The organism is Listeria grayi DSM 20601 (assembly GCF_000148995.1).
Classification (GTDB): domain Bacteria; phylum Bacillota; class Bacilli; order Lactobacillales; family Listeriaceae; genus Listeria; species Listeria grayi.
Map to the genome: position 1 here is coordinate 571,258 of NZ_GL538352.1, position 13,270 is coordinate 584,527.

The 13,270-nt window shown below is 38.9% G+C and carries 15 protein-coding genes; 13 read left to right on the forward strand and 2 right to left on the reverse strand.

Translation table 11 applies throughout. The features are described 5' to 3' along the window. The first annotated feature begins 50 nt into the window (after positions 1-50). The 4 genes from hfq (at position 51) to glnA (ending at position 3,502) form a co-directional block, all read left to right on the forward strand. Positions 51-278, forward strand: a complete 228-nt coding sequence (hfq, locus tag HMPREF0556_RS03000) for an RNA chaperone Hfq (protein WP_003755367.1) — start codon at positions 51-53, stop codon at positions 276-278. A gap of 76 nt (positions 279-354) precedes the next feature. Continuing rightward, the gene (locus tag HMPREF0556_RS03005; protein ID WP_003755370.1) at positions 355-1,578 is read left to right on the forward strand and encodes a methionine gamma-lyase family protein; all 1,224 of its coding nucleotides are present in this window, start codon (positions 355-357) and stop codon (positions 1,576-1,578) included. Between the two features lie 165 nt (positions 1,579-1,743). Continuing rightward, a complete protein-coding gene (locus tag HMPREF0556_RS03010; RefSeq protein ID WP_003755372.1) occupies positions 1,744-2,112 on the forward strand; it encodes a MerR family transcriptional regulator in 369 nt (122 codons plus the stop codon). A 55-nt stretch (positions 2,113-2,167) separates the two neighbouring features. Continuing rightward, positions 2,168-3,502, forward strand: a complete 1,335-nt coding sequence (gene glnA, locus HMPREF0556_RS03015; protein WP_003755374.1) for a type I glutamate--ammonia ligase — start codon at positions 2,168-2,170, stop codon at positions 3,500-3,502. On the opposite strand, the gene HMPREF0556_RS03020 is transcribed toward glnA, so the two are convergent. Continuing rightward, a complete protein-coding gene (locus tag HMPREF0556_RS03020; RefSeq protein ID WP_003755379.1) occupies positions 3,499-4,071 on the reverse strand; it encodes a GNAT family N-acetyltransferase in 573 nt (190 codons plus the stop codon). The genes glnA and HMPREF0556_RS03020 overlap by 4 nt on opposite strands. Further along, positions 4,068-4,682: a transcriptional repressor LexA gene (gene lexA, locus HMPREF0556_RS03025; RefSeq protein WP_003755380.1), complete on the reverse strand. Its 615-nt coding sequence runs from the start codon at positions 4,680-4,682 to the stop codon at positions 4,068-4,070. Before lexA ends, HMPREF0556_RS03020 begins: the two co-directional genes overlap by 4 nt. Positions 4,683-4,838: 156 nt before the next feature. Here lexA and yneA point away from each other — a divergent pair, with 156 nt between their 5' ends. The 9 genes from yneA (at position 4,839) to HMPREF0556_RS03070 (ending at position 12,939) form a co-directional block, all read left to right on the forward strand. Further along, the gene (gene yneA, locus HMPREF0556_RS03030) at positions 4,839-5,171 is read left to right on the forward strand and encodes a cell division suppressor protein YneA (RefSeq protein WP_003755382.1); all 333 of its coding nucleotides are present in this window, start codon (positions 4,839-4,841) and stop codon (positions 5,169-5,171) included. A gap of 88 nt (positions 5,172-5,259) precedes the next feature. Continuing rightward, a complete protein-coding gene (locus HMPREF0556_RS03035; RefSeq protein ID WP_040486422.1) occupies positions 5,260-5,487 on the forward strand; it encodes a DUF896 domain-containing protein in 228 nt (75 codons plus the stop codon). Between the two features lie 94 nt (positions 5,488-5,581). Then, positions 5,582-7,576 (forward strand): transketolase, encoded by a 1,995-nt coding sequence (gene tkt / locus HMPREF0556_RS03040; RefSeq protein ID WP_003755386.1) that lies wholly within the window; start codon positions 5,582-5,584, stop codon positions 7,574-7,576. Between the two features lie 218 nt (positions 7,577-7,794). Next, positions 7,795-8,034, forward strand: a complete 240-nt coding sequence (locus tag HMPREF0556_RS03045) for a YneF family protein (RefSeq protein ID WP_003755388.1) — start codon at positions 7,795-7,797, stop codon at positions 8,032-8,034. A gap of 247 nt (positions 8,035-8,281) precedes the next feature. After that, a complete protein-coding gene (locus HMPREF0556_RS03050) occupies positions 8,282-9,199 on the forward strand; it encodes a tyrosine-type recombinase/integrase (protein WP_040486423.1) in 918 nt (305 codons plus the stop codon). 123 nt (positions 9,200-9,322) lie between these two features. Further along, the gene (locus HMPREF0556_RS03055) at positions 9,323-9,913 is read left to right on the forward strand and encodes a helix-turn-helix domain-containing protein (RefSeq protein WP_003755391.1); all 591 of its coding nucleotides are present in this window, start codon (positions 9,323-9,325) and stop codon (positions 9,911-9,913) included. A gap of 84 nt (positions 9,914-9,997) precedes the next feature. Continuing rightward, positions 9,998-11,224 (forward strand): IS21 family transposase, encoded by a 1,227-nt coding sequence (gene istA, locus HMPREF0556_RS03060; RefSeq protein WP_003755396.1) that lies wholly within the window; start codon positions 9,998-10,000, stop codon positions 11,222-11,224. Positions 11,225-11,234: 10 nt separating this feature from the next. Next, positions 11,235-11,990: an IS21-like element helper ATPase IstB gene (gene istB / locus HMPREF0556_RS03065; RefSeq protein WP_013315180.1), complete on the forward strand. Its 756-nt coding sequence runs from the start codon at positions 11,235-11,237 to the stop codon at positions 11,988-11,990. A gap of 286 nt (positions 11,991-12,276) precedes the next feature. Further along, a complete protein-coding gene (locus HMPREF0556_RS03070; protein WP_040486424.1) occupies positions 12,277-12,939 on the forward strand; it encodes a hypothetical protein in 663 nt (220 codons plus the stop codon). The last annotated feature ends 331 nt before the right edge of the window (positions 12,940-13,270 follow it).

Below are 13,270 nucleotides of genomic sequence, written 5' to 3' on the forward strand. Positions count from 1 at the left end.
GGAAATCAGTACGACTTTAAAGAGTAAGAGAGAGATAGGAGAGATATAACATGAAACAAGGTGGACAAGCATTACAAGATAATTTTTTAAATCAACTTAGGAAAGAAAAAATCCCGGTTACTGTTTTTCTAACTAACGGCTTTCAACTACGCGGAAGAGTAACAAGCTTTGACAATTTCACTGTTTTGCTTGATGTAGAAGGAAAACAGCAATTAGTATTTAAGCACGCTATCTCTACCTTTTCACCACAAAAAAATGTTACGCTCGTTACGGAATAAAACAAAAAAAGTGAGCAGTATCTCTGATAGAGGAGATACTGTTTTATTTAGAAATACATAGAGAGAGGTACGACGAATGGATATTCAAACGCTGAAAAGCAATGTTGAAAAACAAATCGAACCGCTGCAAAAAGAAACGGATAAGATCGCGGAGATCAACCAAGCTAAAGTACTGGATAGTTTTCAAAAAAATCATGTCAGTGATCAGCACTTCAATCCGTCGACAGGGTATGGCTATGACGATGAAGGCAGAGATACGCTAGAACGTGTCTATGCAGATGTTTTTCACACGGAAGATGCTTTGGTGCGCCCGCAGATCATCTCAGGGACACATGCGATCTCTACTGCATTGTTCGGCGTGTTACGTCCGGGCGATGAATTGATCTATATCACAGGTTCGCCCTACGATACGCTAGAAGAAATCGTTGGGATAAAAGGAAGTGGCAAAGGATCGCTGAAAGAATTCCAGATCGGGTTCCAAGCGATACCACTTACAGAAGAAAAAGAAGTAGATGTCGATGCGGTAAAAGCTGCGATCACAACGAAAACAAAAATGATCGGTATCCAGCGCTCAAAAGGATATGCAGATCGCCGCTCTTTTTCAATTGCAAAAATAGCAGAAATGATCCAAATGTTGCGGACGATCAATCCAGAGCTGATCATATTTGTAGATAACTGCTATGGTGAATTTGTGGAACTGCAGGAACCGACAGATGTTGGTGCGGATCTGATTGCCGGTTCGCTGATCAAGAATCCCGGTGGCGGTCTCGCTAAAATCGGTGGTTATATAGCTGGGAAAAAAGATTTGATCGAGCTTTGTAGCTATCGACTCACTACCCCCGGAATCGGAAAAGAAGCAGGAGCAAGTCTGTACAGTTTATTAGAGATGTATCAAGGTTTCTTTCTTGCCCCGCATGTGACAGCTCAAGCGGTAAAAGGCGCACGTTTCACTGCTGGAATGCTTGCAGGTTACGGTGTTGATGTCGAACCAAGCTGGGATGCACCGCGCACCGATCTGATCCAAAGTGTTTCCTTCCATGACAAAACAAAAATGATCCGTTTTGCAGAAGCCATCCAGCAGGCCTCTCCCGTGAATGCTTATGTCAGACCTGAACCCGCTTACATGCCTGGCTACCAGGACGATGTCATCATGGCAGCAGGCACATTTATTCAAGGTGCAAGTCTAGAACTGACTGCGGATGGACCAATAAGAGCACCTTATCAGCTCTACATTCAAGGCGGTTTGACATATGAACATGTAAAAGTCGCAGTAACACGCGCCGTCACATCGATTTTATAAAAAAAGTTTATCTTTTTAGATAAACTTTTTTCTTATATCCACTAACCTGTTGTCTATCAATGCATTTCATTTATGTTAGATTATCTTACATAAATTTGACAAAAGAACTAACGTTATTTATAATGCATATAAAGATGACATATAAAAGTGGTTGGAGGGAATAGGATGAGTGAAAAAGAAATTCGGAGATCGATGCCGCTTTTTCCAATTGGTCCAGTAATGAAATTAACGGATTTAACTGCAAGGCAAATACGTTATTATGAAGATCAAGATTTGATTCACCCTGCAAGAAATCAAGGAAACCATCGCCTCTACTCCTTACAAGACATTGACACTTTACTTGAGATCAAAGATTACTTGAACGATGGCTTGAATATTGCAGGAATCAAGAAAATGTATCAAATGCAACACACCGATGATAAATCACCATTGACTGACGAAGACGTGCGCAAGATATTGCGCCGAGAAATGCAGCAAGCAGGACGTTTTATCAAACAAGATGATTCAGGCAAGCGGCAGCTACCGCATTTTTAATCGATATTTACTTTTTTAAAGTTAATATAATTTGAATTTTGGGAGGATTTAGAAAATGGCACAATATACGAAAGAAGATATTTTCCGCTTCGCAGAGGAACAGAACGTAAAATTCATTCGCTTACAATTCACGGATATCCTAGGTATCATCAAAAACGTAGAGATTCCGATCAGCCAATTAGAAAAAGCGCTGGATAACAAAATCATGTTTGATGGTTCCTCCATCGAAGGTTTTGTAAGAATTGAAGAATCGGATATGTACTTATTCCCTGACTTGGATACATGGGTAGTGTTCCCATGGACAGCCGAAAAAGGAAAAGTTGCGCGGATGATCTGCGATATTTACAACCCGGATATGACTCCATTTGATGGCGATCCTCGCGCCAACCTGAAACGTGTACTTACAGAAATGGAATCACTTGGCTTTACAGATTTCAACTTAGGACCTGAACCGGAGTTCTTCCTTTTCAAACTAGACGAAAACCGCAAACCAACATTAGAGCTGAACGATAGCGGTGGTTATTTCGACTTAGCACCGACTGATTTAGGGGAAAACTGTCGACGCGACATCGTACTTGAATTAGAAGAAATGGGCTTTGAGATCGAAGCGAGTCATCATGAAGTAGCACCAGGACAACATGAGATCGATTTTAAATACGAAGATGCTGTAACGGCATGTGACAATATCCAAACATTCAAATTAGTTGTAAAAACAATTGCTCGTAAGCATGGTCTACACGCGACATTTATGCCAAAACCATTGTTCGGTGTAAATGGTTCCGGAATGCACTTCAATATGTCGCTCTTTAATAAAGAAGGCAACGCATTTTTCGATGAATCCGGTGAATTGCAATTGAGCAAAGATGCGTATCACTTCCTAGCAGGAATGATCAAACACGCGCCTAACTACACAGCAATCACAAATCCAACAATTAACTCATATAAACGTTTGGTACCAGGTTACGAAGCGCCATGTTATATTGCATGGTCCGGTAAAAACCGCAGTCCATTGATCCGTGTACCAAGTTCAAGAGGGTTAAGCACACGCCTAGAATTACGAAGCGTTGATCCATCTGCCAATCCTTACTTAGCAATGGCTGCATTATTGCAAGCTGGCTTGGACGGGATCAAGAACGAATTAGAGCCGCCAGCACCAGTGGATCGCAATATCTATGGTATGAACGAAGAAGAACGCCACAAACACGGAATCTATGATCTTCCAGAAAGCTTAGGCCACGCGCTGAAAGAGCTTTCGAAAGATGAGATCATTAAAGAAGCACTAGGAGAACATATTTACGAACACTTTATCGAAGCAAAAGTAATCGAATGCGACATGTTCCGTACTGCAGTTCATCCGTGGGAAAGAGATCAATACTTAGAAATCTATTAATAAAAAAACGCTCCAGTCACTCTGGGGCGTTTTTTTATTTTGATATTTAGATGATATAAAACGTGATCAGCAAGAGGAGAATCGTGAGCTACCCGCGGATGTATAAACGCTCCTGCAAAAGTCATCCCGATCCTCTGCATGACTTTTTGAGAAGGGAGATTTGCTTTTGCAGTGAAACTGATGGCCTCTTGGAGAGCAGTTTTCGCTGCTGCATAATCAAGCGCTCCTCTCGCTGCTTCTGTTGCATAACCTTGATGCCACTTTTCCTCGCAAAGTCGCCAACCAATCTCGGTAGCAGGTGTAAAGCTGCTTTCAAAATCAGCAAGATGAAAGCCAGTAAAGCCAATAAATGCTCTCGATCGCTTTTCTTCTAAAGCAAAAAGCCCGTAATTATTTGCCATCAGCAATAATTGGAGCTTTTCCATAAATACTTTCGATTCTGCCGCGTTCAACTTGTGCGGGAAGTAGCGCATCACAGCATCATCTTGATTCATTGCTGTAAACGCAGGCAAATCCTCCGGCTGATAATCTCTGGCGATCAGTCGTCTTGTTTCAAAATATACGGTCACACGATATCTCGATAAAGCCCGATGACTTTGCCTAAAATAGATACTTGTTGCAGAATGATCGGTTCAAAAGCATCATTTTCGGGTTGTAGGCGGAAATGATCTTGTTCTTTATAGAATCGTTTGCAAGTCGCTTCATTATCTTCGGTCATTGCTACAACGATCTCGCCGTTGTTAGCATTGCTTTGTTGTCTAACGATAACGCGGTCTCCGTCTAAGATCCCCGCTTTCATCATACTCTCACCATCGATCTCCAACATGAAAACATTGCTTTCGCCACTCGTCAAGTGTTCAGGAAGAGGAAAGTACTCTTCGACATTTTCGATCGCTGTTATTGGAGTACCAGCTGTAACTTTCCCGATGATAGGCACAGCAACTGTACTTGGGATATCGATCTCATCTTCCAATGAAAGGATCTCGATCGCTCTTGGCTTCGTAGGATCGCGGCGGATAAGGCCTTTGGTTTCTAATCGTTCTAAGTGACCATGGACAGTGGAACTGGAGGCAAGTCCAACAGCTTCACCGATTTCCCGAACGGATGGCGGATAGCCTTTTGCTTTAACTTGTGCTTTTATAAAATCATATATATCCTGTTGGCGTTTGGATAGTTTCATGTTTTCACCTCATCATTAATATGTATTCTTCTTATAACATAGTATAGCAAATGTCTGTTCGATATGCAAACAAAGGTTCGATTTTTCTGTTGACAAAAGGGAACAGTCGTTCTATAATAATAAAAAGCGAACATATATTCTAGTGGAGGGATTTTCATGACTTTGAAAACATTTTGGAATAAATTTTATATGTCGATTATTTTCATAGCGATCTGTACGGTATTTGGTATGATATTACTCTTTATGTATGCAGGGGAGAATACAAAAGATTACAATAAAGTCTCTATTAAAGAAGGGGATTCTTTATGGGCACTTGCGGATAAGTATGCCGATGAAAGTTCCATGAACAAAGCACAGTTTATCAGTTGGGTGGAGAATGAGAACGAGTTACAAGACGGCGAGGTAAAAGCGGGCGAGGCGATCGTCATTCCTGTGAAGCAGGATAATCGGTTAGAAAAGAATGGCGAAATACAACTAGCAGACCAATAATTAAAAGAATACGCTGATTTATGTTATAATGAATGAAGTGGTCTTAGACTGCTTTCTTTTTCATTTTATAAAAAAAGGATGTTACGTGATGTTAGAAAAATCGAAAATTGAACGGCTTAATTTACTAGCAAGAAAGAAAAAAGTAGGTACGCTGACGCTTCAAGAAAAGAAAGAGCAAGCGATCTTACGTGAAGAATATCTAAAAAATTTCCGTACGCACATGCGAGGTACGATTGAAAATACAACTGTCATCGATCCGAAAGGAAACGATGTCACCCCAGCAAAAGTAAAGGCTCTCAAGAAGAAAAAGAAATAAGCAGCATAGAGATAAGATAGTTGTACAATCGGCTTAGAAAGATTATTATAGTGTATAGGAAGTTGTAAAATCAAAAGAAGAGAGGATGTTAAACTTGTTTGATAAAACAGATCAATTAGCGATCAACACAATCAGAACGTTATCTATCGATGCGGTACAAAAAGCGAATTCAGGACACCCTGGATTGCCAATGGGGGCAGCTCCAATGGCCTACACATTGTGGTCAAAAGTATTGAACACAAATCCGGCTAATTCGCATTGGTTCAACCGTGATCGTTTTGTGTTGTCTGCTGGGCATGGTTCCATGTTATTATACAGCCTGCTTCATTTAAGCGGTTTCAAACTTCAAATTGAAGATCTGAAAAATTTCCGCCAATGGGAAAGTAAAACTCCCGGACATCCAGAATATGATTATACAGACGGCGTAGACGCAACTACCGGTCCATTAGGACAAGGTATCGGCATGGCTGTCGGTATGGCAATGGCAGAACGTCACTTAGCAGCATTATACAATAAAGAAAATTATCCAGTCGTGGATCACTATACATACGCGCTATGTGGTGATGGTGATTTAATGGAAGGAGTTGCGGCAGAAGCTGTTTCTCTTGCTGGTCACCAACGTCTTGGCAAATTAGTATTATTATACGATTCCAATAATATCTCATTAGATGGTGATTTGGATAAATCATTCTCAGAAGATATTAAAGGACGCTTTGAAGCATACGGCTGGGAACACTTGCTAGTAAAAGATGGCAATGACACAGCAGAGATTCTTGCAACAATCGAAAAAGCTAAACAAAATACATCCCAACCAACCATTATTGAAGTGAAAACAACAATCGGTTTTGGTGCTCCAAATGCTGGAACAAGCAAAGTCCACGGTGCTCCACTAGGCGCTGAAGGCGTAAAAGCAGCGAAAAAAGCATATGGCTGGGATTACGAAGAAGATTTCTACGTACCAAGTGAAGTGTATACACGCTTTAAAGAAACGATCGCAACACGTGGTGAAGAAGCAGAAACAGCATGGAATGAATTATTCGGTGCTTACAAAAAAGATTATCCCGAACTTGCCGAAACATTTGAAGCAAGCTTAAAAGGTGAACTTCCAGAAAACTGGGATGCGGATCTGCCAACATACGGCGATGACAAAGCATTAGCTAGTCGAGCATCTAGCGGGGAAGTAATCAATGCGTTAGCAGATAAAATCACAACATTCTTTGGTGGTTCTGCCGACTTAGCAGGCTCCAATAATACAACCATCAGCTCTGACGGTGAATTCACAAAAGAAAATCCAGCAGAACGTAATATCTGGTTCGGTGTTCGTGAATTTGCGATGGCAGCAGCATTGAATGGTATGGCACTTCATGGTGGCTTGCGTGTATTTGGAGGAACATTCTTCGTATTCTCCGACTATCAACGCGCAGCGATCCGTTTAGCTTCTATCCAAAAACTACCTGTCACATACGTGCTGACACATGATAGTATTGCTGTTGGTGAAGATGGTCCAACTCATGAACCAGTTGAACAACTTGCATCGCTTCGTGCAATGCCTGGCTTATCCGTTCTTCGTCCAGCTGACGGAAACGAAGTAGTCGCAGCATGGAAGATCGCGATTAGTTCTAAAAACCAACCTCATGCACTCGTCTTGACACGTCAAGGCTTGCCGACATTGCCGAAATCTGCAGAATTAGCAGAAGAAGGCGTTGCTAAAGGGGCTTACGTGATTTCACCAGCTAAAAATGACAAACCAGAAGTCATCTTGCTTGCAAGCGGCTCTGAAGTCAACTTAGTAGTGGAAGCACAAAAAGAACTTGCGAACCAAGGAATCGATGCATCAGTTGTCAGTGTTCCATCTTTCGACTTATTCAGCAAACAATCAGCGGAATATAAAGAATCCGTTCTGCCAAACGACGTAAGAAAACGTGTTGCAGTAGAAATGGGTACAACATTCGGCTGGGAACGTTTCGTTGGACTAGACGGAAAAATTATCGGGATCGACAAATTTGGTGCTTCTGCTCCAGGTAACACAATCATTGAAAACTACGGCTTTACTGTTGACAATGTTGTCAATGCCGTTCGTTCTCTTTAATAGAAAAGCTTTGAAAAGCAGAAGACACATGTCTTCTGCTTTTTTTGCTAGGGTAATAATCACATTGCGAAAGCGTTATGAAGATGATATAATGAAATGGTTGTTTGACAATGGGAGTCTTCTTTTATTGAATGAATAAACAAGAATATTTTTATTGTTTATAACAAAACAATCAAGTAAAATAAAAGAGGTAATAGGTCAAGGAGGAGAAAAAGTTTATGTGGATATACATTCTCGTGGGTATCATTTGCTTGCTTCTAGGAGCAGTCGGCGGATTTTTTATCGCAAGACAATACATGATGAGCTATTTGAAAAAGAACCCACCTATCAATGAACAAATGTTGCAAGTAATGATGGCACAAATGGGTCAAAAGCCATCTCAAAAGAAAATCAACCAAATGATGAGCGCAATGAACAAACAATCAGCCCAAGCATCAACGAAGAAAAAATCGAAGTAAAAAGCTTATAAGTGTTGATATAAAGCCATTCTAACAGCTTGCCAAAAAGCTGTCAATCATCAAATTTTCACGAAAACTTATCCTGTTTCATTAAACCATCGCAAAAATTCACAAACGTGAAAACTTAATGAAATAGAGTATAAAACTTAATCAAATAAAAATCTGTTCGGTTATTTCATTAATCTATCAGTTGGAAACCCCTTTTCAGGGACTTTAATCAAAAAGTCTTTGGAGAGGGGTTTTTGTGTTGTCAGAAATAGAAATGATAGCGAAAGAATTTTTGCTAGATTGCGAGATTAGGGGGCTAAGTGTAAAGACAATTAAAAATAGAAAGTTTGAGATTGGTAAATTTTTGGATTTTCTTTATACCGCAGGAGTTAAAGAAATAAGCGGAGTGAATCGAATGGTTATTAAGCAATACCTAGCTTTTAAATCCAGTCAAAATTTAAGCAGGAGCAGCATACGAGCTTTCTATTTCTGCGTTAGTTCTTTCATAACCTTTTGCGAAAAGGAACGGTACTTACCGAAAAACATCATGGAAGGATTGGAGCCGCCGAAAATCGAACAACGCCAAGTAAATGCACTGACCTATGAGGAAGTTATCAAATTGCTAAATAGTTATACCACGCAAAGTTTCAAACAATTAAGAGGTAAGACGGCGATAGCCTTGCTTGCTGATACAGGAGTACGCTCGAATGAGTTGCTGAATATTAAACTTGACCACATTCAGCAGGACAGCATTTTTATTGAAAAAGCGAAAGGAAATAAGCAGCGCACCGTCTATCTGTCAGCACTAAGCACGCAAATATTAAGCAAATATCTTAGGAGGCGTCAAGACTATTTTACAGACCATGCGTTGATTGATGAAGAATATTTATTTGTTTCTTCGACGGTAGGACGACAACTGACCTATGCGGGCTTGTATCAGATTATAAAATTTGCAGAGAAAAAAGCAGGACTGAAAGATGTTAGACCTCACAAATTCCGTCATTTTTATGCGGTTCAAAGTCTGTCAAATGGCTTGGATTTGTTCTTCGTGCAGCGAGTCCTTGGGCATAAAAGTGTCTCGACAACAGCAAAAGTTTATCTCGGTTCCATGCAAGAAGCAGAAGTAAAACGAAATGCTAAGTTAAATAGTCCGTTGTTAAAAAGGAACAAGAAATAAATAAAAAAAGCCTCCCTGTTACTAGCAGGAAAGGCTTAAGGAATGTTGCAATAACAACACCTAAACTACTGTTATTGTAGCATTTCTATCTGAAAAATTCAATAGATAGGAGTGTATTTTATTATGTACAATTTTAGTCACTTATCAGAATATGAAACAGATTTTACCAATAAAGAAGAAATGAAGGAAGCAATCAGCAAACATTTGGAAGCCCACAGCATGAAACTGAACACGAATCAAAGAAGAGTAATCGAATATCTTGCATTAATCGCAGGCAATAATAACGGCGTATGTCACGTATATCGTCAAACGATTGCAGACAGCTTGCAAGTGTCCCCTGTGACCGTTTCACGTGCGTTTAGAGCGCTGAAAAAGCTAGGCATCATCAAGGTGCAGGCAACCGCTAAAAAGAGCGTAAACGGCGGAAGAGGGGCGTCTATTATCACTTTTTGTGCCTACGATGATAAGCAACATGATAAGCAAGATGATAACTTGTTGATGTCCGATGAAGTAAGTGATAGCAAGGCGTTAGCTGGTGAAAATGGAGTTATAACTACTTTAACTACACAAAAAACATTAGTTAAAAACTTATTAACAGACGACCAGATAAATGAGGTATATAAGTCTTTTCCTAACCTGTCAAAGTCCTTATTTAATCGTATTATGGTGGAGTTTAATAGACAAGCTAATCAGAAGTGTAAAGGGCCATATTAAAATGTAGGAAAAGGGCCATCGAAAATGTAGGTACATGACAAATCTGATATTCTTTTTCATGAAACTATCCAAGGAGAGTGAATCATGAGAAAAGATGTCTTAGAAGGAGTGTTACTACACATTATGAATGAAATTCATCCTAATTTCGCAGCCCTTGCCAAACAATATAATTGTGATTATCGAACGGTTAAACGCTATTATGAAGCTGGATTGACGGGGGATTTAGATAAGCTTAGAGAGAGAAAACCTTCGGTCCCTCCTTTGCTTCATGGTTTTGAAGAAATTATTCGTGATAAATTAGAATTAAATTGTTCGGCAGCTTCTATCTTTTATTTCTTAGGTAAAAAAGGTTATAAAGGGAGTTATACAACGATTAAACGTTATTGTCGTAAATACCGGGAAGAAAAAGTACAAAAAGCAACGATTCGTATTGAGACCACACCCGGTCTTTCTGCTCAAGTAGATTGGAAAGAAAACGTTAAAATGGTTAGCCGAGACGGTGAAGTGTTTTATTTCAATATTTTTCTCTATATTCTTGGTTACTCAAGAATGAAGTACTTAGAGCTCACTTTTGATCGAACACAACCGACGGTTTTTCAGTGTTTAGTCAATGCCTTTGAATATTGCGGAAACGGTATTCCTCAAGAAATTTGGTTTGACAATATGAAAACCGTTGTCGACCGTAGTAAGAGTCAATTCACACAAACTGTTTTCAATGAAAAATTCCGGCAATTTGCGAAAGATGCTGGATTCCATCCGATTGCTTGTCGTCCTTTTAGACCCCAAACAAAAGGGAAAGTGGAAGCATTAGCCCGAACAGTTGAGCGTTTAATGGTCTTTAATTATGAATTTACAGATGTACAAGAGTTAAAACAGATCATATATGAATTGATGCAAGATCTGAATGGCTCCGTCTCACAAGCCATCCACAACAAACCGACGGTTTTACTAAAGGAAGAGCTTCCCATACTAGCTCCCATCCATCGTTTAGAATTGCTCAGCTATGTTTCTAGAAATAAACGTCTACTGAGAAAGGTATCGATGGAGTCCATGGTTCAATATCAAAATGCTAAATATTCTGTTCCTGTTAAATATATTGGGAAAGAAGTGACGTTAGATATTCGTAGGGACAATCTATTTGTTTGGTATGGGGATAAATGTATTCGAACCCATCCTATAAGTGAAAAAGCGCTTAATTATCAACGCGAAGACTCGCTTGAAATTTTGCGTTCCGATGTATTTAAATATTTAGAAGATGAAGAATTAGAGCGATTTGTCGATGATAATTTACATGCATATGACGATCTATAAGGAGGAAATGATGTCCCATTACCATCAATTGTTAAATCAACTAAACGAATTGAATTTATCTTGCATGAAAGAAAATCTACCTGCCCATTTAGATGAGGTTGCCAAAAGTGATAAATCGCTTGTAGACTCTTTATTCGAGCTCACCCAACAAGAAATTAGTTATCGTAAAAAAGAAAGTCAAAAAAAGGTATTAAAGCGTGCAATGTTCCCCTACCACAAACGACTCCATGATTTCAATTTTGATTTTCAACCAAGGATAAAAAAGAAGGAAATGCAGGATTTATTAACATTACGCTTTTTAGACACATATGACAATATTCTCTTTATTGGAAATAGTGGTGTTGGAAAGACCCATTTAGCCGTTTCAATTGGATTAGAATGTATCGATCGTGGTTTAAGTTGTTTGTTCATTACGAGCACTGAATTAGTGAATCGTTTGATCCGCGCTCACAAGCGCGGAACTAGCGAAACGATGCTAAAAAAATATTCGGGTTATTCGGTGTTGATTATCGACGAAGTCGGCTATTTACCTTTCTCCAAAGAAGGTTCCAACTTACTTTTTCAGCTGATTAATATGCGGTATGAAAGAAAATCTACGATTGTTACAACCAATATCCCACTATCCCAGTGGTCCGAAATATTTGGAAACAAGAAGCTTACCAACGCGCTACTGGACCGGTTGGTCCATCACTCTAAATTGATCCAAATTACGGGGCCCTCTTATAGAATGAAGAGTTATAGCGAAAACAAAGAGGTGAAATCGTAAAAACGTTTAAACGATTTTCACCTACATTTTCAGTGGCCTAAAACCAATATTTTAATATGGCCCTTGACACCTTGCCTAATTGACAGGGCTTTTTCTGTATAAATAAGCAGGCATAAATACCTATTTATTATGTGATTCTGTATACAGAAATTGTAAATTTACATAAAATTTCAGTCGTTTAAGACAAAATATAAGCCGTTTAAGATATTTATTACAATTTAAAGACAAAATATGTTAAAATAATTACTGTTGCGCAACTAAGACTACATAGAAAAGGATGATTAACTTGAAGAAAAATTTATTTTTCATAGCTATTGCTTTGCTAGCTTCTTTTATTATTTTTTCCCCTAGCCATGCTAAAGCAGCCGAAAACATTGCTACTATCCATTCAGACGATATTGCAGCAGAATTTAAAGTAAATAGTGCATTGAAAGACGATAAAATAAATGTCGTTAGAGTGGTATCTGATAAAGATAATGCTAATACCACGCCTCCGAAAATTATGGCAGGAGGGACAAGCGCCGTCAAATATGACATTCGTCATGTTAAAAAGGCACCTGATTACATAGGCAAAACTGTTGTAAGAAAATTAAATGGAGAACCTGGTTTTAAATTGAAACTTAATTTTACAAAAGACGTAACGGCTACAACCTCCGCAACATTCGGGGCAACAAAAAAATTAATTAGCACAAGCGTTGGTTTTACGATTAGTAAAAAGTATAGCGTTTCGTATGACGGCGAATACAAAGTTCCTTCTAAAGTAGGTAAAAAGAAAGTGAAAAAAGTATCTATTGCTACCTATGTTGTATACGCTACTAAAAAATACGATGTATACAAGCTGACAAAAGTTACTTGGTGGGGCAAGCATGAGTTCAAGAAGCAAGGCACTGGGAAAGCCCATAAGCCATATGGTTTTGAATATAGAAAAACGTTCACATATAAAAAATAGGGTAGGTAAATGAAAATGAAAATAAAAATTATAATGTGTATTTTTGCAGTAATCGTTTGTGTATTGATATTTCTATCTCCTAGCATGATTTACAATAATCTAAGCGCAACTTATGATAATATCGAAAGTAAATTATTTAGTACAGATTATGCTATAAGAACCTGTGCAACAATTATTAGCTTGTTAGGGATATTGGCAAGCGGTTTAATAATTTTCAATAAGAAATAAAACTGGAAGCTCGTTTATACGGGCTTTTTTTGTGCCTAAATACCTATTGATAATAAGAACGTTTGTTCGTAAAATAAAGGTAATAAGATGATAGGAGAGGGAT

Bases quoted from the DNA above. Each gene is read 5' to 3' on its own strand.
- HMPREF0556_RS03035 (WP_040486422.1), top strand. From the start codon at position 5,260: ATGTTAGAAAAATCGAAAATTGAACGGCTTAATTTACTAGCAAGAAAG.
- istB (WP_013315180.1), top strand. From the start codon at position 11,235: ATGTCCCATTACCATCAATTGTTAAATCAACTAAACGAATTGAATTTA.
- HMPREF0556_RS03055 (WP_003755391.1), top strand. From the start codon at position 9,323: ATGTACAATTTTAGTCACTTATCAGAATATGAAACAGATTTTACCAAT.
- HMPREF0556_RS03045 (WP_003755388.1), top strand. From the start codon at position 7,795: ATGTGGATATACATTCTCGTGGGTATCATTTGCTTGCTTCTAGGAGCA.
- hfq (WP_003755367.1), top strand. From the start codon at position 51: ATGAAACAAGGTGGACAAGCATTACAAGATAATTTTTTAAATCAACTT.
- glnA (WP_003755374.1), top strand. From the start codon at position 2,168: ATGGCACAATATACGAAAGAAGATATTTTCCGCTTCGCAGAGGAACAG.
- HMPREF0556_RS03010 (WP_003755372.1), top strand. From the start codon at position 1,744: ATGAGTGAAAAAGAAATTCGGAGATCGATGCCGCTTTTTCCAATTGGT.
- istA (WP_003755396.1), top strand. From the start codon at position 9,998: ATGAGAAAAGATGTCTTAGAAGGAGTGTTACTACACATTATGAATGAA.
- HMPREF0556_RS03005 (WP_003755370.1), top strand. From the start codon at position 355: ATGGATATTCAAACGCTGAAAAGCAATGTTGAAAAACAAATCGAACCG.
- lexA (WP_003755380.1), bottom strand. From the start codon at position 4,682: ATGAAACTATCCAAACGCCAACAGGATATATATGATTTTATAAAAGCA.
- yneA (WP_003755382.1), top strand. From the start codon at position 4,839: ATGACTTTGAAAACATTTTGGAATAAATTTTATATGTCGATTATTTTC.